The organism is Massilia sp. HP4 (assembly GCF_005222695.1).
Taxonomy (GTDB): Bacteria; Pseudomonadota; Gammaproteobacteria; order Burkholderiales; family Burkholderiaceae_D; genus Telluria.
The window spans coordinates 21756-44678 of the sequence record NZ_STGG01000030.1; the positions used below are offsets into that span (position 1 = coordinate 21756).

Here is a 22923-nt window from a genome sequence, read left to right on the forward strand (position 1 = left end):
GAGCAAGGTGACGACCGCATGACGACTAGCACGACGAACTACAGCGAACTGATCCTGAACGACACCGACGGCATGGCCCTGGCCCTAGATTGGGCGGCGCGCGGCATGTACATCACCGCGCCGAACCCGCGCATCGGCTGCGTGATCGTCAAGGACGGCATCGTGATCGGCGCCGGCCACACCCAGCCGGCCGGCCAGGCGCACGCCGAGATCCAGGCGTTGCGCGACGCCGCCCAACGCGGCAACGACGTGCGCGGCGCCACCGCCTACGTCACCCTGGAGCCGTGCAGCCACCACGGGCGCACGCCGCCATGCTCCGACGCCCTGGTGCAGGCCGGGTTGAAGCGGGTCGTGGCAGCCATGGTCGACCCGAATCCGCTGGTGGCCGGCCGCGGCCTGGCCCAGCTGGAAAGTGCCGGCATCGAGGTCAAGGCGGGCATCCTGTCCGAAGCCGCGCAAGAACTGAATATCGGCTTCTTCTCGCGCATGGTGCGCGGCCTGCCGTGGGTACGCCTGAAGGTCGCGGCCAGCCTGGACGGCGCCACCGCGCTGGCGGGCGGCGAGAGCCAGTGGATCACGGGAGAACAGGCGCGCGCCGACGGCCACGCCTGGCGCGCCCGCGCCAGCGCGATCGTGACCGGCATCGGCACCGTCAAGGCCGACAATCCGCAACTGACGGTGCGCGGCGTCGACACGCCGCTGCAGCCGCGCCGCGTAATCGTCGACAGCCGCCTCGAGATCGATCTCGATTCCCGCATCCTGCAAGGCGAGCCTTGCTGGATCGTGGGAGCTATCGATAACCCGGAACAAGCCGCCGCATTGAAAGCCGCCGGCCACGAGGTGATCATGCTGCCGAACGCGCACGGCAAGGTCGACCTGCCGGCCCTGATGCGCGAGCTGGGCCGGCGCGAGATCAATGAGGTGCACGTCGAAGCGGGCGCCAGGCTGAACGCCTCGATGGTGCGCGAAGGCTGCGTCGACGAACTACTCGCCTACCTGGCGCCGAGCCTGATCGGGCCGGGGCAGGGCATGTTCGACCTGCCCGCGCTCGAACGCCTGGCCGAGCGCCGCCAGCTGCGTTTCCACGACGTGGCGCGCGTGGGCGACGACCTGCGCATCCTGGCCCGCTTCGTCGAGCCGGCCAACTGACACTGAACTAGACACCAACACGAAGGAATCCCATGTTTACTGGAATCGTCGCCGCCGTCGGCAACATCACTTCCGTCTCGCCACTGGCGGGCGGCCTGGAGGCCGGCGTGCGCCTGGTCGTCGACGCCGGCCCGCTGCCGCTGGCCGATGTTGGCCTGGGCGACTCGATCGCCATCAACGGCGCCTGCATGACCGTGGTCGAGAAGACCGACAAGGCGTTCACGGTCGACGTCTCGCGCGAGAGCCTGAACAAGACGGTGGGCCTGGAAGCCCAGGGGGAAGTCAATCTCGAGAAAGCGCTGACCCTGGCCGAACGTTTGGGCGGCCACCTGGTCTCGGGCCATGTCGATGGCCTGGGCAAGGTGCACAGCTTCGAGCCGGTCGGCGAGTCGTTCGAGCTGGTCATCGACGCGCCCCACGAGCTGGGCAAATTTTTGGCATATAAGGGCTCGGTCGTGGTCAACGGCGTGTCGCTCACCGTCAACCGGGTCGAGGACCTGGAAGCCGATGGCAGCAAGGTTTGCCGCTTCTCGATCAACCTGATCCCGCACACGATCGAGGTCACCACCCTCAAGCACCTGGCGGCCGGCTCGAAGGTCAATCTCGAAATCGACCTGATCGCGCGCTACGTCGAGCGCATGCTGTCGGCCGCGCGCTGACGCCTAGCGGCCCCTGTTGCGCCAGCTGAGGGTGAAGGCGACGGCGATGGCCGCCGCCGAGATCAGCACCGCCCACAGCAGGCTGCCAAAGCTGGCGCCATCGCGCCAGACGCACAGCGTATAGGCCAGGCCCAGCAGGCAAAGGCCGGCGGGCCGCAGCCAGCGCGGCGCCGCGGCGCGCCCAGGACCGCCAATCACCTGATCCCAGTGATCGGGCATCGCCAGCGCCAGGCAGGCGAAGCCGCCATAGCTGGCCAGGCAGGCCGCCAGCAGCAACACGGCCGTCATGCCCGCACCTCTGCCTGCAGCGCGCCGGCCCGGACCGGCCTGGCCGCCAGCTTGCGCGCACTCCACGCCGCCATCACGGCCAGCGCCAGCAGCATCAGGTCGACGCCGGCCACCGCCCACTTCCCATCCATCAGCGCCCGCAGCGGATGGTCGCCCGTGGTGAGCGCATTGAGCAGCACGCAGCTTGCTGCCAGCACGCACACCGCCCAGGCCTGCTCGCGCCAGGCCGCCACGCCGCGCCACCAGGCGTGGGCGAAGGTGGCGCTCCAGGCCAGGTAGAACATCCAGGCTTCGAGCGCGGCGCGGTCCTCGCCGGCCAGGCCGTGCGCAGGCGGCAGCAGCCGGTTGGCGGCCAGGAAGGCCAGCGTGGCGACGACGATCCCGGTGACGCTGCCAACGGTCAAGCCTTCCACCACGCGCACGCCCGCCAGCCCCCTGGCGGTGTGCCGCGCGCGGCGCGCCTCGAGCCAGAACAGGAACCCCGTGGCGATCAGCATGCAGCCGGCCAGCCCCGCCACGAAATACAGCCAGCGCAGCGTCCAATGCTCGAACTGGATGAAGTGGATGCCCGAGATGAAGCGCTGCGCCGACATCACGGGCGCCGCCTGGAAGCGGTGCAGCACCTCGCCGCTGGCCGCGTCGAAGAAGATCTGGTCGACGTTCATGGTGACCTCGCGCGCATAGGAGCGGCGCAGTTCGACATAGCTGTTGGCATCGCCAGGATGCCAGACGCGCACGAAATAGGGCGCGGTACCGCCCCATTCGCGCCGCGCCACGTTGGCCATCGCATCGAGCGAGGCCAGCTCGCCCGGGGCGTTCGCCTTCGGCCGGCTGTACTTGCCGTAGGCATCGGCGAAGAACTCGGCCTTGGCCTGCTTGCCTTCGCCATAGGCGCCCGAATACGCCTGTGGAAAGTAGATCATCATGAAGATGACCATGCCCGAGAGCGTGATGACGAAGTGGAAGGGCAGGCCCAGCACGCCGACCAGGTTGTGCAGGTCCAGGCTGCTGCGCTGCAGGGACTTGCGCGGCCGGAAGGTGAAGAACTGGACGAAGATCTTGCGGTGGATGATCACGCCCGAGACCAGCAACAGCAGCATGGCCATCGCGGCCACGCCGACGATCCACTTGCCGATTTCCATCCACTGCAGGTGCAGGCCGTAGTGGAAGGGGAAGAAGAAGCCGCTGCCGCCCAGCGTGCCTTGCGGAGGCAGGAAGGTATGCTGCTGCGGGTCCATCTGGCGCGATGCAGGCTCGTCACCGCCTGCCTTGTACGTGAAGCGCAGCACCGGCGTGCGTTCGGTCGGCAGGTCGACCCGCCATTGGCTGGCGCCGGCCGGCACCGCCGGCAGCACGGCGCGCGCGACGCTGTCGAGCGAGAGCGGGGCGGTGGCGGGGGCGATGGTGGGCGAGATGCGAGTGGCCGGCATCATCCAGCGATCGATCTCGCGGTCGAACACGCTCAAGGTGCCCATCCAGAACACGGCGAACAGCACGCTGCCCAGCACGACGCCGGCCCAGGTATGGAGCCAGGCCATCGATTTGCGGAAGGTGTCTTCCATATTATCTTCCTAGCCCGTCAGCTGGATGAGGGCGGCCATCAGCAGCGCCCCTGCCGCCAACACGCCCCACAGCCGCGCGGCGCTGCGCACGCCGAAGGCCCAGACCAGCAGCACGAGATAGAACACGAAGCCCAGCATCGACGACAGCGCCACCGCTTCCGAGCGCGCCATGCCAAGGCGCGCCAGCACGGCGCCGGCCGCGATCACCGTCAATGCGGTCAGCAGGTAGCCGCCGCCCACCGCGCCGACGGTTCGCAGGCCGCGCTCAGAAGCCGAGCGCATAACCCACGGTCAGGGTGCGGCCGCGCCCCGCGAAGTAGCGGCTTGGCTCGACCAGCGCGCTCTGCGAGTAATACGTGATGTAGTCCTTGTCGAGCAGGTTGGCGAAGCCCAGGCGCAGGTCGCCCTTGCGCAGCTTGTAGGTCAGGGCGGCGTCGACCAGCGTATAACCCGAGAAGCGCTTGGCCGGCTCATCGAAGTCCTGCGAGAAAGCATGCTGGGCCTGCACCAGCGACGACAGGCGGTCGGTCCAGCTCGCGGTCCAGCTGGCCAGCACGCGGTCCGGTGCCACGTTCAGGCCGTCGAGCTTCGCGTCCAGGCTGCCATCGTTATTGCTGTCATAGCGGCCCTTGGTGCGCGCATACGAGAGGCTGGCGCGGTGCGTGGCATTGAAGCGGTGCGCGATCTTGGCCTCGACGCCTTCGAGCCGCGTCTTTTCGCGCGCCATCGCGAACACGCCGCCGACCGAGACAACACGGGCGCCGAAATCTGAGTCGGAGCGGTAGTAGCTGGCGTCGAATTCCCAGTCGCCCCTGCGCACGCGGGTGCCGGCCTCCACGCCGTCGGTCAGGATCGGCTCCAGGGCGCGCAGGCTGCCGATGCTCTGGCCCGGCGCGTTGATCGAACGGAGCGTGCGGCCGATGTCCGGCAGGCCGAAGCCTTCCGAGTAATTGGCGTACAGGGTGACGTCCTTGATTGGCTCGAACACCAGACCCGCATTGAGCAGCGTCTCGTTGAACTTGATCTTGCCGCCTTCGACATGGGTGTTGTTGTAGGCCGCCAGCGTGCGGTAGCTGCCCACTTCGAAATCGGCCTTCTCGCGCCGCGCGCCGGCGTGCAGGGTCAGCGTGTCGAGCAGCTTGAATTCGCCCTGGGTGAACAGCGAAAGGTTGCGGTACTTCGATTCGGGCACGAAGGTGCGCTTGGTGCCGTACATATCCTGCTTGCCCTCGTCGACCAGCGTGTCGAAGCCGACCGTCAGCTTCAGGCGCCCGTCCAGCATGCCTTCCTTCGTCAGGCCGACCTTGCTGCCGTATTTCGAGGCGACCGATCGCGACTGGTCGTACAGGGTGCCGCGCGGCGCGATCGACACGTCCTGGAAGGTGGCCGAATTATCGGCGCCGAACAGGCCGACGAATTCCTGGCTGTACGCCATCGCCGACAATTCCATGCCGGCCAGGTTGGTGTGGGTATAGCTGGCGCTCGAGGTCCAGACGTCGTTCCAGGCCGGCGTGCCGGGCGGCGTGCCCTCGACCGAGGTGGACGGGATGCCGCGCGTGCGGTCGCCCGGCACCCCGAGGTAGCTGGCCTTCGACTTGATCCGGTACCGGTTGAGCGAGAACTGCAGGCGCTGGCGATCGTCGGGACGGTAGCCGATCTTGGCCAGCACGTCGTAGCTGCGCGAATCCATCAGGTCGCCCTGGGTCACGTCGACCCCGATCGAACGCCCGGCGCCATCGAGGTGCAGGCCCTGGTCTTCATAGCCGACCGAGAACAGGTATTCGAGCTTGTCCCTGCGGCCATCGAGCCGGTAGGTCGTCTTGTAGCCGAGCAGGTCGCCGTTGACGTCCGACGTCGGCGTCGTCACCTGCACGTCGACGTGCTGGTTGAAGCTGCCCGCGGCCGGGCGGCGCGTGATGATGTTGATGGTGCCGCCGGTCGCGCCCAGGCCGTTGATGGCGCTCGGGCCCTGCACGATCTCGATGCGGTCGACCATCGCGTAGTCGATCGTGTGCGCCTCGCGTCCGGTGGGCCGCACCGGATTCGATTGCGGCACGCCGTCGACCAGGATCAGCGGCGCGCGCCCGCGCAGGGTCTCGCCCGAACCGTTCATCTTGCCGCGGCTGGGCGTGTACGAGGGCAGCATGTTGCTGAGGACGTCGGACGAGTTGGTCGAAATGGTCAGCTGGCGCTCGATGTCTTCCTTGCGGATCACGACCACCGTCTGCGGCGCCTTGTCCACTTCGACATTCGAGCGGGACGCTGCGACGACGACGACGGCGCCTTCGCTATCTGCCTGCTGGGACTGGGCCTGCGCCTGGAATGAGGTGGCCAGCAGGGCGAGGGGGACGAGGGCCGTGAGCGGACGGCGGCTGGTGGGCAAAGGCTGCGATGACTGCACGAACGACTCCAGTCTACTTGGTAATGAGAAGCATTATCAAGTAGGGCGATGGTCGGTGTCAAATCGCCACGGGCTGTCGACGGCGCCGGAGGGGTGTCGCGTCAGCTGCCCGGCATGCCCGGTTTGCCGGCCTTGGCCACCTTGGACGCAGCCTGCGTTTCGGGATTGAGCACCACCTGCACATAGTTGTTCGTGTCGAAGTAACGCCGCGCCGCCGCCTTGATGTCGTCGGCCGTGAGGGCCTGCACCTGCTGCTCCACCGAGAGGATCGAGGCCGGGTCAAGGCCCTCGGTCAGCGCCGACTGCAGGTTCGCGACCCAGTAGCCGTTCTCGCGCAGCGAGCGCCGGTGGTTCTGGATCCAGCCGGTCTTGACCTTGTCCAGTTCGGCCGCATCCGGGCCTTCCTGCTGCAGGCGCGCGATCTCGGCGAAGGTCGCGGCGATTACCTTGTCCACGTGTTCCGGGCCGGTCGGCAGGCTGATGCCGACCGCATAGTTCCCGTACGGGATCTTGCTCAAGGTGCCGCTGGCGCCGCCGCCGTAGATCATCGCCATCTTCTCGCGCAGCACCTCGATGATGCGCAGGTTCGTCACTTCGATCAGGGCCGACAGGCGCAGCTGCTCGGCTTCGGAGAACTCGGCCGCACCAGTGAAGGTCAGCGAGACGGTGCTTTTCGGCTCGGTCCCGCTGCGCACCTCGCGCTTGACCACGCCGGTGGCCGGGCGCAGGCCCACGTCGCGGTAGGCGACCGGGATGTCCGGCGTCGGCAGGGTGCCGAGATAGGTCGCCAGCAGAGGCCGGATCTTTTGTTCGTCGAAGCTGCCGACCAGGATGAAGGTCAGGTCCTTGGCGCTCGAGAAGCGCTGGCGGAAGATATCGATGCTGCGGTCCAGGTCGATCTTGGAAAATTCTTCGGCCTCGAGCGTGCGCGGCGCGCGCGGATGGTTGTTGTACAGGGCCGCGACCAGCGCGTCGTTAAAGTAGCGCCCCGGCAGGCTGCGCTGGTTGCGTGCGATCTCGGCCTGCTTGTCGATATAGGCGTGGAACAGCCCTTCGTCGCGGCGCACCTCGGCGAACTTGAGCCACAAGAGCTGCAGCATGGTCTCGATGTCGGTGGCGCCCGAGGCGCCCGCGATCACGTCGCTATAGCTGCCCAGGCCCACGGTCACGCCGGCCGTCTTGCCGGCCAGGATCTTGCGCATGTCGAGCGGGCTGAAATCCTTCACGCCCATGCTGGCCACGATCGCGTTCGAGAAACGCGCATTGAGGATGTCGCCGTCGGGGAACAGGCTCTGGCCGCCGGGGCGGGCCGCGCTCAGCATCACCTGGTCGTTGCGGAAGTCGGTCGGCTTCAGGATCACCTTGACCCCGTTCGACAGGGTCAGGCGCGACAGGCCCAGCGCCTTGTCGTGTTCTTCGCCGACGATCTTGCCCGGCCTGGCCGGCTTTTCCATCAGGCGCGTCGCCAGCAGCTTTTCGTCGTGCCGGTCCACCGGTGCCCGCGCGGCGTCGCTGACGGCCGCCAGCAACTGCTCGCCGGTCGGCGCATCCGGCTTGCTCACGCCGGTGTACAGCACCAGCTTGCCCGAATCGGCCGGAATGGTGCGCCGTGCGTAGTCGTTCATCTCGGCCAGCGAAATGCCCGGCACCAGCTGCTGCACATAGCGGTACTCGGTCTCGATGCCGGGGATCGCTTCGTCCTGCAGGAAGTTGCGGATGTATTCGGCGGCGTAGCTGCCCGAGTCGCTCTTGGCGCGCTCGAGCCAGGCCTGCTCGTAGCTGCGCATCAGGCCTTTCTTGGCCCGATCGAGCTCCTGCTCGCCGAAGCCGTGCTGGCGCGCGCGCTCGTTTTCCTGGACCAGGGCCGCGATCGCGGGCAGGGCGCCGCGCGGCCCGATGGCGGCCGACGAGTTATAGGAATGGTAGCGCGGGGTGAGTTTACCCAGCGAGCTGCTCGCGCCCAGGTAGGGCGCGTCGGGCAGCTGCGACAGTTCGGCCAGGCGCTGGTTGAGCATGGTCCCGAACAGCGACTGCACCAGCTCTTCCCGGTAGGCGCCGATGGTGCCCAGTTCGCGCACCGGCTGCACCGGATAGCGGATCAGCACCGCATTGCCGTTGGCTTCGGGGTCGGTCACGACCAGCGCCTCGGTCGCGGCGCGCGCCGGGATGGTCGCGTAGTCGCGCGGACGCGGATTGGCCGGGTTCTTCAGGCGCGTAAAATGTTGCTTGACCAATCGCTCGGCGTGCGCCGGATCGACGTCGCCGACCACCACCACCGCCATCAGGTCGGGGCGGTACCAGTCGCGGTAGAAGCGCTTCAGGGAGTCAGGCTTGAAATTCCTGAGCACGTCCTCGCGCCCGATCGGCAGCCGCTCGGCATATTTTGAACCGTTGAACAGGCGCGGGTAGATCTGCGTGCCCATGCGGTCCGAGGCGCCTTTACCCAGGCGCAGCTCTTCCAGCACGATGCCGCGCTCCTTCTCGATCGCTTCCGCGTCGAAGCGCACGCCGTGGGCCCAGTCCTCGAGCACCTGGAACGCCTTGGTGACGTTGTCCGGCTTGTCGGTCGGGATCGGGAGGATATACACGGTCTCGTCGAACGAGGTATAGGCATTCAGGTCGGCGCCGAAGCCCACCCCGATCGACTGCAGATAGGACACCAGCTCGTGCTTGCGGAAGTTGGTGGTGCCGTTGAAGGCCATGTGCTCCACGAAGTGGGCCAGGCCGCGCTGGTCTTCGTCTTCCAGGATCGAGCCGGCCTTGACCACGAGGCGCAATTCGAGCTTGTGTTCGGGGCGCGCGTTACGCTGGATGTAATAGGTCAGGCCATTTTCGAGCTTGCCGACCTTGACCTGCGGGCCGACCGGGATCGGCGCATCCATTTGCAGGGCCGCCGCGTGTTGCGGCGTTGCCTGCGCCTGGCCTGCCTGCGGCGCGCCATGCGCCAGCGGGGACAGGCCCAGGACCGCGGCCAATGCCAGGAGCGGCAGGCCACGCGTGAAGTTGTTGCTCATTCGATGCTCATTTTATTGTCGTTGGATGACTTGTCGATTGCATTCTACATGGCAGGAGGGCGGGCACGGCTGGGCTTAAGGCTGCCCTAAAGTTCAGAGTACCACCCGCCCCTGGGCCAGCAGCCGGGCCATTTCGATGGCCGGCACCGGCCGCCCGTACAGATAGCCCTGCAATACGTCACAGCCGAGGGAACCGAGAAAATCGCGCTGGCCGATCGTCTCCACGCCCTCGGCCACCACCGCCAGCGACAGGCCCTGGGCCAGGGCGATCGTGGCCTGGGCGATGGCGGCGCTGCGCTGTTCGGTGGCGATATTGCGTACGAAGGTCTGGTCGATCTTGAGTTTGTCGAGCGGGAAGCGCGACAGGTAGCCAAGCGACGAGTAGCCGGTGCCGAAGTCGTCCAGCGACAGCGAGACCCCCAGCGTGCGCAGCTCGGCCATCTGGGCCTCGGCCGCGGCGCTGTCGCCCAGCATCACGGATTCGGTCAGCTCGACCTCGAGCCAGCGCGCCTCGAGGCCGCTGTCGTGCAGGGCGGTGCGCACCACCTGGGCCACGGTGCCGGCCTTGAACTGGTTGGCCGAGACGTTGACCGCGACCCGCACCGGCGCCAGGCCGGCGTCTTGCCAGGCCTTGTTCTGGAAACAGGCCTGGCGGATCACCCATTCGCCGATCGGGTGGATCAGGCCGGTATCCTCGGCCAGCGGGATGAAGTCGGCGGGCGATACCGGGCCGATCTCTTCGCTGCGCCAGCGCAGCAGGGCTTCCATGCCGACCAGGCGGCCATCCAGGCGCGAGACCTGCGGCTGGTAGTGCAGCGACAGTTCGTCGCGTTCGATCGCGCGCCGCAGGCGCGTTTCGAGCGCCAGCCAGCGCAGCGCCTCTGCATTCATCTCGCCCTTGAAGAACCTGAAACCGTTGCGTCCCGAGTCCTTCACATGGGTCAGCGCGGCGTCGGCCGCCTTGAGCAGGTCGCCGGCGACGTCGCCGTCGCGCGGATAGACGCTGATGCCGACGCTGCCGGTCACCACCACGTCGTGCTCGCCCACCAGCAGCGGCTGCGATACGGCGTCGATCAGGCGCTGGGCGCAGTAGATCACGTCGTCGGTGTCGTCGAAGCTGGTCAGGAGCAGCACGAATTCGTCACCCGACAGGCGCGCCACGGTATCGGTCGGGCCGGCCACCTCGCCGGCGCGGCGCGCGACTTCGCGCAGCACGGCGTCGCCGGCCGCGTGGCCGAGGCTGTCGTTGATGCGCGACAGGCGGTCGACGTTAAACAGCAGCAGCGCTACCTGGCTGGCGTCCTGGCGCGCCGCAGCCAGCGCCTGCTGCACGCGGTCGTTGAACAGCGAGCGGTTCGGCAGCAGGGTCAGTGCATCGTGGTTCGACAGGAAGTCGAGCTGGTGATGGGCCGCCTTCAACGCCGACAGGTCGGTCGACACCGAGACATAGGCGGTGATCTTGCCGCTGTCGTCGCGCACCACGCTCAGGCTGGTGCGTTCGGGGTAGATCTCGCCATTCTTGCGGCGGTTCCAGACCTCGCCGCGCCACTGGCCGTCATGTTCCAGGCAATCCCACATCGCGCGGTAGAAGGCCGGGTCGTGGCGCCCCGAGCGCAGCATCGACGGGCTGCGTCCCAGCACCTCGGCTTCGAGATAGCCTGTGATTTCCTCGAAGGCCGGATTGACGGCCACGATCCTGGCCTCGGCGTCGGTCATCAGGATTGCCTCCTGCGTGCTGTCGAACACCTGGCGCGCGAGTTCCAGCCGGTGCTCGCTGTCGCGCAAGGCGGCGTCGGTGTCGGCGCGCGCGATGGCTTCGAGCTGCAGCTGGGCCGCGTGGTGCTGCACGACCTCGTACAGGTTCAGGTTTTCATAGGCGACCGCCAACTGGGCCGCGAGCGCCGTGGCCCAGCGTTCTTCTTCGTCCGAGAACGCCGCCGCGCCGGCGCGCCGGGTGCAGTGCAGCCAGCCGAGCGGATGCTGCAGGTCGTGCACCTGCAGGCCGAGCAGGTGGCCGACTTCGGGATGGTGCTGGGGCAGGGTGGCCAGCAGGGCGTCATCGCCGCCAAGTCGCAGCGGCGCGCGCGCGCGCAGCAGCATGCCCGGCAGGTCTTGCTCGTTGAGCGCATAGTCGGCAAGCAGGCCGCCTTCGACGCCGAATGTGCTCAGGTGGCGCACCGAGCGTTCGGTGCTGGCCAGCAGGCACAGGGCGACACAGTCGGCATCGAGCACGCGCCGCGCGGCATCGACGAAGGCGCCGGCCAGGGCCTCGACGCGGCGCTCGCCCACCAGCATCATGCACATGCGTTCCAGTTCGGACAGGCGCGCGCACAGGTCGAACGGCAGGTCGCGGTCGCGTTCCTGGCCCGACGGCAGCACCGGCGCCGGTGCCCCGCGCGCCACCCCCAACTCGGCGGCGACGGCTGCCAGGATGCGGTCCGGCTCGGCCGGCTTGCCCAGCACGGTGGTCACGCCACAGCGCGCCGCCATCGCCATCGTCTCGCGTTCCGAATAGACGGCCGAGAAAAAGATGACGCGGGTCGCGCGCAGGGCGGGATCGGCGCGCAGCTGCTGGACGAACTCGTAGCCGTCCATGGTCGGCATCAGGATGTCGGTGATGATCAGTTCGGGACGGTCGGCACGCGTGACGGCCAGCGCCTGGGCGCCGTCTTCTGCCTCGATGACCCGGTGCTCGGTGTAGCCGAGCAGGGCGGCCAGGTAGCTGCGGTTGCTCGGACGGTCGTCGACGATCAGGATCGTGGCCATCAGCGTCGCCTGTCGTACGAGGCGGCACCTGGGCGGCTGACTGGGAAGACTACCGACATGGCGACTCCGAAATTATGCAGCCGCACCCTGTGGGCGAATACGGCAGAGATGTCTTAATCATAATACAGTTGGACGCAATCACGGTACGGTGGTGCACGTAAAACATCGAGCTTAGCAATTTAAAGCCGCAAAATCACTAGTTGTTGCTCATTGGTAACATCGATTGACGCCGCAGTTTCGCTGTGCTGCCGATTTGGGGACAGCCGGGGCCGACAATGCGGTTGAACGCCTGTAAATCCTTTAAAATAGCGGATTACGCATAACCCTCCCGTTTCAAGGAATCCCGTATGTCTATTTCCAGCACCGAGGAAATCGTTGCCGAACTTCGCGCCGGCCGCATGGTCATCCTGGTCGATGAAGAAGATCGCGAGAACGAAGGCGACCTCGTGCTTGCGGCCGACTTCGTCACGCCCGAGGCGATCAACTTCATGATCCGCCATGCGCGGGGCCTGGTCTGCCTGACCTTGTCCGAAGAAATCTGCGACCGCCTGGCGCTGCCGATGATGACTTCCCGCAATGGCACCTCGTTCGGCACCAATTTCACGGTGTCGATCGAAGCGGCCGAAGGCGTCACCACCGGTATCTCGGCGGCCGACCGCGCGCGCACCATCCAGGTGGCGGTGAACAAGGGCACGACCCCGGACGACCTGGTGCAGCCGGGCCATATCTTCCCGCTGCGCGCCCAGAAGGGCGGCGTCCTGATGCGCGCCGGACATACCGAAGCGGGTTGCGACCTGACGCAGATGGCGGGCCTGACCCCGGCCTCGGTGATCTGCGAGATCATCAAGGAAGACGGCACCATGGCGCGCCTGCCTGACCTGATCGAGTTCGCCAAGGAACACAAGCTCAAGATCGGCACCATTGCCGACCTGATCCATTACCGCAGCCAGAACGAATGCCTGGTCGAGCGCGTGGCCGAACGCACGCTGTCGACCGAGGCCGGCGAGTTCCAGCTGGTGGCCTTCCGCGACGCCCCGAGCGGCTCGGCCCACCTGGCCCTGGTCCATGGCGACCTGTCGCCCGAGAAAGAGGCGCTGGTGCGCGTGCACCAGCCGGTGTCGATCCTCGACCTGCTCGAGAACCGCGCCACCACGCATTCCTGGGACATGGCCTCGGCCATGAAGACCATCAAGGCCAGCGATGCCGGCGTGATCGTGCTGCTCAATTGCGGCGAAAGCGCCGAGCAATTGTTTGCGCAACTGGCGCCGCAAGACGGCAAGGCGAACCGCGCTGGCGCGCGCGCCGCGTCGATGGACTTGCGCACCTATGGCATCGGCGCCCAGATCCTGCGCGCCCTCGGCGTGGGCAAGATGCAGCTGCTGGCCAATCCGCGCAAGATGCCGTCGATGACTGGTTTCGACCTGGAAGTGACCGGCTACGTACCGCGTCCGGAAGCCTGAAACACCCATTCAACCATACAAGACTAAGAGGTCAGCCATGACGGTAGGAACTTTTGAAAGCAATCTGCAGGGCGAAGACCTGCGCATCGGTATCGTGCAGGCCCGTTTCAACGCCGACGTGGGCCACGGCCTGCTGTCGTCCTGCCTGGCCGAACTCAAGCGCCTGGGCGTGGCCGACGAAGACATCCTGCACGTGACCGTGCCGGGCGCCCTCGAAGTGCCGCTGGCACTGCAGCGCATGGCCGTGACCGAGCAGTTCGACGCCCTGATCGCGCTGGGCGCGGTGATTCGCGGCGAAACCTACCACTTCGAGCTGGTGTCGAACGAATCGGGCGCCGGTATTACCCGCATCGGCCTCGACTACGGCATCCCGATCGCCAACGCGATCCTGACCACCGAGACCGACGAGCAGGCCGAGGTCCGCATGGCCGAAAAAGGCGGCGACGCAGCGCGCGTCGCGGTCGAGATGGCCAACCTCCTGATGGCGCTGGACGAGCTGGTGCCAGAGGACGAATAACAGTAAAGGCAAGAAAACAATGACTGACAAGAGCACGCACGCCAACCCCAGCAAGAACCGCACGCCGCGCCACCGCGCGCGCGAGTTCGCGCTGCAGGGCCTGTACCAATGGCTGCTGAATAATGAATCGGCGCGGGTGGTCTCGACCAATATCCGCAGCGCACATGGCTTCGACAAGGCTGACAGCGAATTCTTTTCCGCGCTGCTCAATGGCGCGATCGGCACCTCGGTCGAGCTGCGCGAATCCATCGCCCCGCTGATCGACCGCGCGATCGCCGAGCTGTCGCCGATCGAGCACGCGGTGCTGCTGCTGGGCGCCTACGAGCTGAAGAACCATCCCGAGATTCCCTACCGCGTCGTCATCAACGAGGCGGTCGAACTGACCAAGTCGTTCGGCGGCATCGATGGGCACAAGTACGTCAATGGCGTGCTGGACAAGCTGGCGTCGAAGCTGCGTCCTGAAGAAGTGGCGGCGAACGAGCGTCGTTGATCGTTCTGCTTCCAGGTTGACGAGAAAAGCCACCGTGCGCGAGCCGGTGGCTTTTTTGTTGGGTAGTTTCCGCGTCTATATATATGTAGGCGCGCGCAAAAAAGCCACCGCCACAGCGGTGGCATCGAAGGATTCTGTTCTTTCAAACTTACGCAAAGCTAACCGAAGTTAACTTTCCTTTTGAATTCCTGCTTCACTGGAGACGGTTTCACCTGGCAATGTACCTGCCAAGCCAGCGCCTTCTCCTCCACAGGCATGGACGGTGGAACTCACCGCCAACATCTTTATCGGCAACCAGATGCAGCTACCGATGGTTGTAAGAGGGGCCAGAACAAGAGATAGTTCCCAAATTGTCTCGGCAAAAGACGATTTTTGTTCTCGCCTTGCGCGGAACTGACGATCACGCAACTTCATCGGTGCGCATATAGGCCTAGGTGTTGATGAGGCGCGATGGCGAAATCAACTCTCAGAGCGACTCAAATTGAAGAAGATTGATCAATTTTAAGCATGTTTTGACTCACTGATAACAACCCCTCGTGATCTTACAGCCCGGCCAGCGGCTCCACGTTCGGCACCTGCGCGCCGCCATTGGAGACGGTCTTGGTCTCCTGCATCGGTGTCGCCTCAGGCTTGGCCGCGTCGGTCTCGGTCTGCTTGGCGGCCACGATGATCGCCGGCGCAGGCGTTGCGCGCGGGGTGCGCACGGGAACGTTCTGGCCGCTCGAGACTTTCTTGAGCAGGCGGTACTCGTTGAGCACCTTGTTGCCATAGCCCGAATCGGTTTCCAGGTTGGCCGCGCCGACATAGGTCTTGAGGCCGCCCTCGACCGAGCCGGTGCGCTTGACGTAATCCTTCAGGATCAGGGCGCCGACACGGATGTTGGCAACCGGATTCAGGGCCGCCTGCGGGCCGCCCACGTCCTCGAACTTGTCGTGATGGACCTTGGCCATGACTTGCATCAGGCCCTTGGCGCCCATCGGGCTTTCGGCGAACGGGTTCAGGCCCGATTCGATCGCCATCACGGCCAGGATCAGCAGCGGATCGAGCTTGAGCTCGTGCGCCGTCAGGTAGGCGGTCGAGACCAGCATATTGGCGGCGTCGCCGGCCACGCGATAACGCTTGGACAGCCAGTTGGTGACGTATTGCTGCTGCTTGCTATTGCCCAGCCGCGCATGCGAATCGCGCAGATGCGTCGTTTCGACGGCAACCGCTTCGGCCACGGCCTTTGGCGTTGGCGCGACGACAGGCGCCACCGTTTCTGCGGCGACGATGACGGTTGGCTGCGGATGCAGCATTTCAGAAACGCGCTTGGCGAAACTGTCATTGGTGTACAACAGTGCCAGCATGGCAACTGCGGTCAGACCGAAAACGGTCAGGGTAGTGCGTGCGGTTTTCACGAGTCCGCTTGCCGTTTTGCTCACGGAAGACCACGTGATTGGCTGGCTGGCCATGGATTGCACGAGCCTTGCGCTCGTGACCATACGATGAAACATCGAATTTCCCCTTGTCGCGGCGAAAAGCTGCCCGTCGTCTCGCGCTAAGCGAAACGTTGGATGGACTTTGGCCGTGCATCAGAAAATCGTTTGTCGCCGCGACGCGGCCGACTAACGCCGTCATTGCTTTGCTTCAGCTGGCTGCTAACCCGGAGGGCAGGGACCAGTGGCTCAACAACTGTCTCGGGGGGATTGGGCAGACGCCCAAGAGAAAACACTCCTTAAAATGTCATATGGGGCCCCGACCCCGAGATTGCATGAGAACGGCTAAAATTGTGTCAAAAAAGGTAAGGCCGTCTCATCAAGTAGGACGGATTGTAGGGGCGGACCTTATATCAAGTCAACCCTAGCACGCGCAATCCTTATTACTTTTGGTTCTGATGAGGTCGCCTTCCAAATGGAAACACTTGACGAATCAATCACTTGGCACGACCCTCTCACTTACGTTCTGCAATCGAAGAAATGCTCAAAACTTGATGAAATATACAGACTTGCGAGATTTTATGGCCCAGCTTGAACGCATGGGCGACCTCAAACGTGTTGACATTCCGGTATCGCCGCACCTCGAAATGACCGAAGTGTGCGACCGAACCCTGCGCGCCGAAGGACCGGCGCTGCTGTTCAACAAGCCGACCGGGCACACGATTCCCGTTCTCGGCAACCTGTTCGGCACCCCAAGACGGGTGGCGCTGGGCATGGGCGCCAAAGACTTGAGCGAGCTGCGCCAGATCGGCCACGTGCTGGCGCGCCTGAAGGAGCCCGAGCCGCCCAAGGGTTTCAAGGACATCATGGGCATGGGCTCGCTCGTCAAGGCGGTGTGGGACATGGCGCCAAAAGAAGTAAAAGGTGCCCCGTGCCAGGAAATCGTCTGGGAGGGCAAGGATGTCGACCTGGGCAAGCTGCCGATCCAGCATTGCTGGCCGGGCGACGTCGCGCCATTGATTACCTGGGGGCTGGTGATCACCAAGGGCCCGAACAAGAAGCGCCAGAATCTGGGCATCTACCGCCAGCAGGTTCTGGGGCCGAACAAGGTCATCATGCGCTGGCTGGCGCACCGCGGCGGCGCGCTCGATTTCCGCGAACACGCGCTGGCCAATCCGGGCCAGCCGTATCCGATCGCGGTGGCGCTGGGCGCCGATCCGGCCACCATCCTGGGCGCCGTGACGCCGGTGCCGGATACCTTGTCAGAATACCAGTTCGCCGGCCTGCTGCGCGGCAGCCGCACCACGCTCACCAAGGCCATCGGCAGCGAGCTGCGGGTGCCGGCGTCGGCCGAGATCGTGCTCGAAGGTCATATCTATCCAGACGAGAACCACCCGTCCGGCTTCGAACATGCGCTCGAAGGGCCGTATGGCGACCATACCGGCTACTATAATGAGCAGGACAGTTTCCCGGTGTTCACCATCGACCGCATCACGATGCGGCGCGACCCGATCTACCACTCGACCTATACCGGCAAACCGCCGGATGAGCCGGCCGTGCTGGGCGTGGCGCTGAACGAAGTCTTCATTCCGCTGCTGCAGAAGCAGTTCACCGAAATCACCGATTTCTATCTGCCGCCGGAAGGCTGCAGCTACCGCATGGCGGTGGTGCAGATGAAAAAGCAGTATGCGGGCCACGCCAAGCGCGTCATGTTCGGCGTCTGGAGCTTCCTGCGCCAGTTCATGTATACCAAGTTCATCGTGGTGGTGGACGAGGACGTCAATGTGCGCGACTGGAAAGAGGTGATCTGGGCCATCACGACCCGGGTCGACCCGACCCGCGATACGGTCCTGGTCGACAACACCCCGATCGACTACCTCGACTTCGCTTCGCCAATCAGCGGCCTGGGTAGCAAGATGGGGATCGATGCTACTAATAAGTGGCCAGGTGAAACCAATCGCGAGTGGGGCACCCCGATCGTGATGGCGCCCGAGGTGAAGGAAAAAGTCGACGCGATCTGGCAGCAGTTGGGCATTTAATCGGCCATGGCCGGCGCCGCGCCGCCGGCCTTTCCCCAAACGCCTGTCGTCGGGTATAATGAGCGCTGGCGGGCCCCTGCGCATTGTGGCATGGTTTACCTGGTCAGGTCGGGAACGAAGCAGCCAAAGCCGTTCACCGCAAGTGCCGCAGATCAGGCTCGCCTCTTATCTCTTCCCCGTAGTAACTCCCTTTTTATCTTCCGGCCAGTCGCTGGCGCTCGCACGTCCATCGCGTCGGTTTTTCTTTCCAGTTTCGCAAGAGCCCGCCCGCGGATTGTTCGCGATGACCGCCATCTGCGGTAAAATCGTGGCATGTCCTATCAAGTCCTCGCCCGCAAATACCGTCCCAAGAACTTCGAAACGCTGGTCGGCCAGGAGCACGTGGTCCGTGCGCTGAGCCATGCCTTGCGTACGGAGCGGCTGCACCATGCCTATCTGTTCACGGGTACGCGCGGGGTCGGCAAGACCACCTTGTCGCGCATCCTGGCCAAGTCGCTCAATTGCACCGGCCCGGACGGGCAGGGCGGGATCACGGCCGAGCCGTGCGGACAGTGCGAGGCCTGCCGCGCGATCGATGCCGGCCGCTTCGTCGACTATATCGAGATGGACGCGGCGTCCAACCGCGGCGTGGACGAGATGGCCCAGTTGCTGGAGCAGGCCGTCTACGCGCCGAGCAATGCGCGCTTCAAGGTCTATATGATCGACGAGGTGCACATGCTCACCAACCACGCGTTCAATTCGATGCTCAAGACGCTCGAAGAACCGCCGCCGCACGTCAAGTTCATCCTGGCGACCACCGACCCGCAAAAGATTCCAGTCACGGTGCTGTCGCGCTGCCTGCAGTTCAACCTCAAGCAGATGCCGCCGGGTCACATCGTCGGCCATCTCGAGAACATCCTGGGCCAGGAGCAAGTGACGTTCGAACAGCCGGCGCTGCGCCTGCTGGCGCAAGGCGCCCACGGTTCGATGCGCGATGCGCTCTCGCTCACCGACCAGGCGATCGCCTATGCGGCCGGCCAGGTCACGCTCGACGCGGTGCAGGGCATGCTCGGCGCGCTCGACCAATCCTACCTGGTGCGCCTGCTCGACGCCCTGGTGGCGCAGGACGGCGCCGACCTGATGGCGGTGGCCGACGAGATGGCCAGCCGCAGCCTGTCGTATAACGGCGCGCTGCAAGACCTGGGCACCTTGCTGCACCGGATCGCGCTGGCGCAATCGGTGCCCGGCGCCGTGCCGCAAGACCTGCCCGAGCTGGCCGACATCATGCGCCTGGCCGAAGCCTTCGAGCCGCAAGAGGTGCAGCTGTATTACCAGATCGCCGTGCATGGCCGCAACGAGATCGGCCTGGCGCCGGATGAATACGCCGGTTTCACCATGACCCTGCTGCGCATGCTCGCCTTTCGCCCCGGACAGGGTGGGGCAGAAGCATCCGCGGCGCCGCCTGCCGCCGCGTCCGGGGCTCACGTGAACGGCGCACCGGCCGCGCGCGCCGCCGCGGCGGCGGCTGCCAGCCATGCCGCGGTGTCGCCGCGTCCAGCCGCGCCGCCACCGCAGGCAGCGGCGCCGGCTGCGCCGCCACGGCCCGCGCCGGGCGCGCCGACCGCCGCCGCCGCGCCTGGTGCGCCGGCCATGACCTCGGCACGGGCCGCGATCAATGCCGCGCTCGAAGCCGCGCGCGCCGCCTCGGGCATGCGCGCGCCGCCGAAACGCCCCGGCGCCGATGCCGCGCCAAGCGAGCCGACACCCGCGGCGCCGCCACCGCCACCGCCACCGCCAGCGGCGCCACCGGCCCCCGGTCCGGCGGCCTCGATGCCTTCGGCGCCGCAAGCGCGCCAGGCCACGCCGGCCGCGGCGCCGCCATGGGACGGCGGCCAAGCCACGGCCCAATCGCAACCGTCGATGCAGGCCCGGCCGCAGCCGCAGCAGCAGATGGAAGACGAGGTACCGTCCTGGGTCACCGATTTTTCGGACGACACCGCCGTCGCCGCGGAGGCGCCGGCCGTGGTCGCGCCCGCGCCCCAGGTGCGCGCGCCGGCCGCGCCGCCGCACAGCTACGTCGTCACGCCGGTGCCAGAGATCGACTGGGACGGCAACTGGCCGGCCCTGGCCGGCAGCCTGCCGCTGCGCGGCGTGGCCCAGCAGCTGGCGTTGCAGACCGAACTGGTCTCTTGCGTCGCCCACGAGCGCGCCGTCACCTTCAAGCTGCGGGTGCCGGTCGATACGCTGCGTGCCAGCGGCAATAGCGAAAAACTGGCGGCTGCGCTGCAAGAACATTTCCCCGACTTCCGCGTGAGCGTGGAGTCCGAGATCGGCCCGGTGTGGTACACCGCCGGCGCCGAGCAGAAAGCCGCGCGCGAGGAGCGCCAGCGCCTGGCCGAGTCCATCGTCGCGGCCGATCCCTTCGTGCAAGAGCTCGAGCGACGCTTCGACGCGTTCGTCGTGCCCGGCTCGGTCAAGGTCGCCTGACCGGCCCTTCATTTACCATCCGACTTTTGGAGAAACCCACCATGATGAAAAACCAGCTCGCAGGCTTGATGAAACAGGCGCAAGCCATGCAGGACAATATGAAGAAGGCGCAGGAGCAGCTGGCTCTGATCGAAGTCGAAGGCCAGTCGGGTGCCGGCCTGGTGAAGGTCGTCATGACCTGCAAGAACGACGTCAAGCGCGTCACCATCGACCCATCGCTGCTGGGCGACGACCGCGACATGCTGGAAGACCTGGTCGCGGCCGCGTTCAACGACGCCGTGCGCAAGGCCGAGGCGACCGCCGCCGAAAAGATGAGCGGCCTGACCGCCGGCATGCCAGGCCTGCCGCCTGGCTTCAAGATGCCTTTCTGATCCACGCATAGACCCACCAAGGCCAGCTTCGCCGGCGTATCGCCGGCGCGGCGCTCACTATGTCGACCTCGCTCGAATTTCTCATCGAATCGCTGCGCCGCTTGCCGGGCGTGGGCCCCAAGTCGGCCCAGCGCATGGCCTTCCACCTGCTGCAGCATGACCGCGAAGGTGCGGCGCAGTTGTCGCGCGCGCTCTATCAGGCGGTCGACACGGTGCATCACTGCGTCAAGTGCAATACCTTCTCGGACATCGAGATCTGCGCGCTATGCGCCGACCCGGAGCGCGACCACACCCTGCTGTGCGTGGTCGAGACCCCGGCCGACCAGATCATGATCGAACAGACCCTGACCTGGCGCGGCCTGTATTTCGTGCTGATGGGCCGGCTGTCGCCGCTGGACGGCATCGGTCCGCGCGACCTGGCCCTGGACAAGCTCGTCAACCGCGCCACCGATGGCGCGGTCGGCGAAGTCGTGCTCGCAACCAATTTCACCAATGAAGGCGAAGCCACCGCCCACTACATCAGCGAGATGCTCAAGGCGCGCGGCCTGAAGGTCAGCCGCCTGGCGCGCGGCGTGCCGGTGGGGGGCGAACTCGAATACGTCGACGCCGGCACGATCGCACGCGCGATGCTCGATCGCCGCAGCGCCTGACTGTAATCCGGACGGCCTGCGTGCGCGCAAACCCGGCCGGCAAACCGCTGCTATCGTGATTTTTTCAACGGACCGGCCATGCATATCGTCGACCTCACGATGTTCTATGCCGCCGAGGGCGGCGGCGTCAGCACCTACCTGAACGCCAAGTCGGTGTGGCTGGCGCGCCAGGCACAGGCGCGCCATACCATCCTCAGTCCCAACGTTGGCGCCGGGGCAGTGTCCTCGCGGCAGCGCATTCCCGGCCTGTCCCTGCCGGGCTTGCATGGCTACCGCATGCCGCTGTCGGTGGCCGCCATCGCGCGCCACTTGCGCCTGCTGCGGCCCGACCTGGTCGAGGTGGGCGACGCCGGCCACTGTGCCTGGGCCGCGCTGCGCGCGCGCGACCGGCTGGGCATCCCGGCCGTGGCCTTCTACCATTCCGACCTGCCGCGCCTGATAGCGAACCGCTTCGGCGCGCACGCCTCCCAGCTCACCCGGCGCTACCTGGCGCAGCTCTATGGCCAGTTCGACCTGGTATTGGCGCCGAGCCGCCTGATGGTCGGGCAATTGCAATCGATGGGGATCGACGGCGCCCTGCACCAGCCGCTCGGCGTCGATTGCCGCATTTTTCACCCCGGCCGCCGCGACGCTGCGCTGCGCGAGCGGCTGGGATTGGCGCCCGATGTGCGCCTGCTGGTCTACGCCGGCCGCTTTACGGCCGACAAGAAGCTCGACGTGCTGCTGAAGGCGATGGGGTTGCTTGGCCCGGCTTTTCACTTGCTGATGGTCGGACCGATTGAGGCCGCGTTCGACGTCCCGCCCGGCGCGCGGATCAGCCGCATACCGTTCCAGCGCGACCAGCGCGCGCTGGCGCGCATCCTGGCCAGCTGCGACCTGCTGGTGCATCCGGGCGATTGCGAAACCTTCGGCTTGATCGTGCTGGAAGCGATGGGGTGCGGGCTGCCGGTGGTAGCGACCGAGGCGGGCGCCGTCGCCGAACTGGTCGACGAACACACGGGCATGCTCGCCCGACCGAATTGCCCCGCCAGCCTGGCCGAGGCGATCAGCTGCGCAAGCGCCCGCGACCTAGCGACCCTCGGCGCCAATGCGCGCCGCAAGGCCGCATCGTCATTCGATTGGGCGACCGTGTTCGCCCAATTGCTGATGCATTACTGCAATCTGCTGCCGCTGGACAGTCCGAGTTGCAAAACACCGATCGGCGCGCAGGACGCGCCATCGTATGTTCGCGCCAGGCTTTACCAGTAAGGACCCCAGTAGCCGCCCCCGCGGTAGCGCCACGAGCCATACGGACCGTTGGCGGTGCCCATGCGCTGCAATTCTTCGCGCGTGCCCAGGTGCAGCACGCATTCGCGCCATGGATCGGTGTTCGCGGTATAGCCGAGCTGGCTGCACGCCGGGCCGTAGATACTCATGAGTTGCGCCATTTCGGATTGCGCGCGCGCGGATTTTTCTTGCGGCGTGGAGCAGGCGCTGGCCAGCACGGCCAGGCCGAGGGCGGCGGACAGGCGCAGGAGCGAAGGCCTTCTTGCGCGGTTGACGTTGGCTTGCATGATGATTCCTTTCGCTGCTCGAGCAGGATGACCCAAGCATAGCACCAGTGCCGGTCCCTCCGCGTGCGATAGCAAACAAACACGCCGGTTTTGCCAGCTGCCTCACCTGGATGAGATTTTTAT

Annotated in this window: 19 protein-coding genes and 1 other RNA gene; 11 read left to right on the forward strand and 9 right to left on the reverse strand. The window is 65.9% G+C overall.

All coding sequences use genetic code 11. The annotated features are described in order from the left end of the window. Nucleotides 1-18: 18 nt before the first annotated feature. Together ribD and E8M83_RS11875 are read left to right on the forward strand one after the other, a co-directional pair. Nucleotides 19-1149, forward strand: coding sequence for a bifunctional diaminohydroxyphosphoribosylaminopyrimidine deaminase/5-amino-6-(5-phosphoribosylamino)uracil reductase RibD (gene ribD, locus E8M83_RS11870; RefSeq protein ID WP_229491497.1), 1131 nt, complete (start codon nucleotides 19-21; stop codon nucleotides 1147-1149). Nucleotides 1150-1181: 32 nt separating this feature from the next. Then, a complete protein-coding gene (locus tag E8M83_RS11875; RefSeq protein ID WP_137173574.1) occupies nucleotides 1182-1808 on the forward strand; it encodes a riboflavin synthase in 627 nt (208 codons plus the stop codon). Nucleotides 1809-1811: 3 nt separating this feature from the next. Here E8M83_RS11875 and E8M83_RS11880 read toward each other — a convergent pair whose 3' ends face one another. The 6 genes from E8M83_RS11880 to E8M83_RS11905 all read right to left on the reverse strand — a co-directional run bounded on the left by E8M83_RS11880 (nucleotide 1812) and on the right by E8M83_RS11905 (nucleotide 11839). Further along, nucleotides 1812-2096: a DUF3325 domain-containing protein gene (locus E8M83_RS11880; RefSeq protein WP_137173575.1), complete on the reverse strand. Its 285-nt coding sequence runs from the start codon at nucleotides 2094-2096 to the stop codon at nucleotides 1812-1814. Further along, nucleotides 2093-3658 carry a PepSY domain-containing protein gene (locus tag E8M83_RS11885; protein WP_137173576.1) on the reverse strand — a complete coding sequence of 522 codons (1566 nt, stop codon included), beginning with the start codon at nucleotides 3656-3658 and terminating at the stop codon, nucleotides 2093-2095. Before E8M83_RS11885 ends, E8M83_RS11880 begins: the two co-directional genes overlap by 4 nt. Nucleotides 3659-3667: 9 nt before the next feature. Then, on the reverse strand, nucleotides 3668-3940 hold the full coding sequence (locus tag E8M83_RS11890) for an iron transporter (RefSeq protein ID WP_137173577.1): 273 nt from the start codon (nucleotides 3938-3940) through the stop codon (nucleotides 3668-3670). After that, nucleotides 3924-6059, reverse strand: a complete 2136-nt coding sequence (locus tag E8M83_RS11895) for a TonB-dependent receptor (protein ID WP_137173578.1) — start codon at nucleotides 6057-6059, stop codon at nucleotides 3924-3926. Before E8M83_RS11895 ends, E8M83_RS11890 begins: the two co-directional genes overlap by 17 nt. Nucleotides 6060-6160: 101 nt before the next feature. After that, a complete protein-coding gene (locus tag E8M83_RS11900) occupies nucleotides 6161-9073 on the reverse strand; it encodes a pitrilysin family protein (RefSeq protein ID WP_137173579.1) in 2913 nt (970 codons plus the stop codon). A gap of 93 nt (nucleotides 9074-9166) precedes the next feature. Next, nucleotides 9167-11839 carry an EAL domain-containing protein gene (locus tag E8M83_RS11905; protein WP_137173580.1) on the reverse strand — a complete coding sequence of 891 codons (2673 nt, stop codon included), beginning with the start codon at nucleotides 11837-11839 and terminating at the stop codon, nucleotides 9167-9169. A 347-nt stretch (nucleotides 11840-12186) separates the two neighbouring features. Between E8M83_RS11905 and ribBA the strand changes: the two genes are divergently transcribed. Genes ribBA through nusB form a run of 3 tightly spaced genes read left to right on the forward strand, consistent with a single transcriptional unit; the run spans nucleotide 12187 to nucleotide 14306 of the window. Next, a complete protein-coding gene (gene ribBA, locus E8M83_RS11910) occupies nucleotides 12187-13299 on the forward strand; it encodes a bifunctional 3,4-dihydroxy-2-butanone-4-phosphate synthase/GTP cyclohydrolase II (protein WP_137173581.1) in 1113 nt (370 codons plus the stop codon). Between the two features lie 37 nt (nucleotides 13300-13336). After that, the gene (gene ribH / locus E8M83_RS11915) at nucleotides 13337-13816 is read left to right on the forward strand and encodes a 6,7-dimethyl-8-ribityllumazine synthase (protein ID WP_005671273.1); all 480 of its coding nucleotides are present in this window, start codon (nucleotides 13337-13339) and stop codon (nucleotides 13814-13816) included. 19 nt (nucleotides 13817-13835) lie between these two features. Next, nucleotides 13836-14306, forward strand: a complete 471-nt coding sequence (gene nusB / locus E8M83_RS11920; RefSeq protein WP_137173582.1) for a transcription antitermination factor NusB — start codon at nucleotides 13836-13838, stop codon at nucleotides 14304-14306. Between the two features lie 168 nt (nucleotides 14307-14474). On the opposite strand, the gene E8M83_RS11925 is transcribed toward nusB, so the two are convergent. Beyond that, nucleotides 14475-14720, reverse strand: a complete 246-nt coding sequence (locus tag E8M83_RS11925; RefSeq protein WP_137173583.1) for a hypothetical protein — start codon at nucleotides 14718-14720, stop codon at nucleotides 14475-14477. 128 nt (nucleotides 14721-14848) lie between these two features. After that, complete coding sequence (locus tag E8M83_RS11930; RefSeq protein WP_137173584.1) at nucleotides 14849-15757, reverse strand: transglycosylase SLT domain-containing protein; 909 nt, start codon at nucleotides 15755-15757, stop codon at nucleotides 14849-14851. A 518-nt stretch (nucleotides 15758-16275) separates the two neighbouring features. Between E8M83_RS11930 and ubiD the strand changes: the two genes are divergently transcribed. The 6 genes from ubiD to E8M83_RS11960 all read left to right on the forward strand — a co-directional run bounded on the left by ubiD (nucleotide 16276) and on the right by E8M83_RS11960 (nucleotide 22495). Continuing rightward, on the forward strand, nucleotides 16276-17760 hold the full coding sequence (gene ubiD, locus E8M83_RS11935; protein WP_137173585.1) for a 4-hydroxy-3-polyprenylbenzoate decarboxylase: 1485 nt from the start codon (nucleotides 16276-16278) through the stop codon (nucleotides 17758-17760). Between the two features lie 67 nt (nucleotides 17761-17827). Beyond that, nucleotides 17828-17926: signal recognition particle sRNA small type (gene ffs, locus E8M83_RS11940), an RNA gene on the forward strand. Between the two features lie 146 nt (nucleotides 17927-18072). Further along, nucleotides 18073-20226, forward strand: coding sequence for a DNA polymerase III subunit gamma/tau (locus E8M83_RS11945; protein WP_137173586.1), 2154 nt, complete (start codon nucleotides 18073-18075; stop codon nucleotides 20224-20226). A 41-nt stretch (nucleotides 20227-20267) separates the two neighbouring features. Continuing rightward, nucleotides 20268-20597 carry a YbaB/EbfC family nucleoid-associated protein gene (locus tag E8M83_RS11950; protein WP_137173587.1) on the forward strand — a complete coding sequence of 110 codons (330 nt, stop codon included), beginning with the start codon at nucleotides 20268-20270 and terminating at the stop codon, nucleotides 20595-20597. A 59-nt stretch (nucleotides 20598-20656) separates the two neighbouring features. Continuing rightward, the gene (gene recR, locus E8M83_RS11955; RefSeq protein ID WP_137173588.1) at nucleotides 20657-21247 is read left to right on the forward strand and encodes a recombination mediator RecR; all 591 of its coding nucleotides are present in this window, start codon (nucleotides 20657-20659) and stop codon (nucleotides 21245-21247) included. Nucleotides 21248-21325: 78 nt separating this feature from the next. Next, the gene (locus E8M83_RS11960; protein WP_137173589.1) at nucleotides 21326-22495 is read left to right on the forward strand and encodes a glycosyltransferase; all 1170 of its coding nucleotides are present in this window, start codon (nucleotides 21326-21328) and stop codon (nucleotides 22493-22495) included. Here E8M83_RS11960 and E8M83_RS11965 read toward each other — a convergent pair. Next, entirely contained in the window at nucleotides 22486-22800 is a 315-nt protein-coding gene (locus E8M83_RS11965; RefSeq protein ID WP_137173590.1) for a hypothetical protein, read from the reverse strand. The two genes, E8M83_RS11960 and E8M83_RS11965, sit on opposite strands and share 10 nt — an antisense overlap. Between the last annotated feature and the right edge of the window lie 123 nt (nucleotides 22801-22923).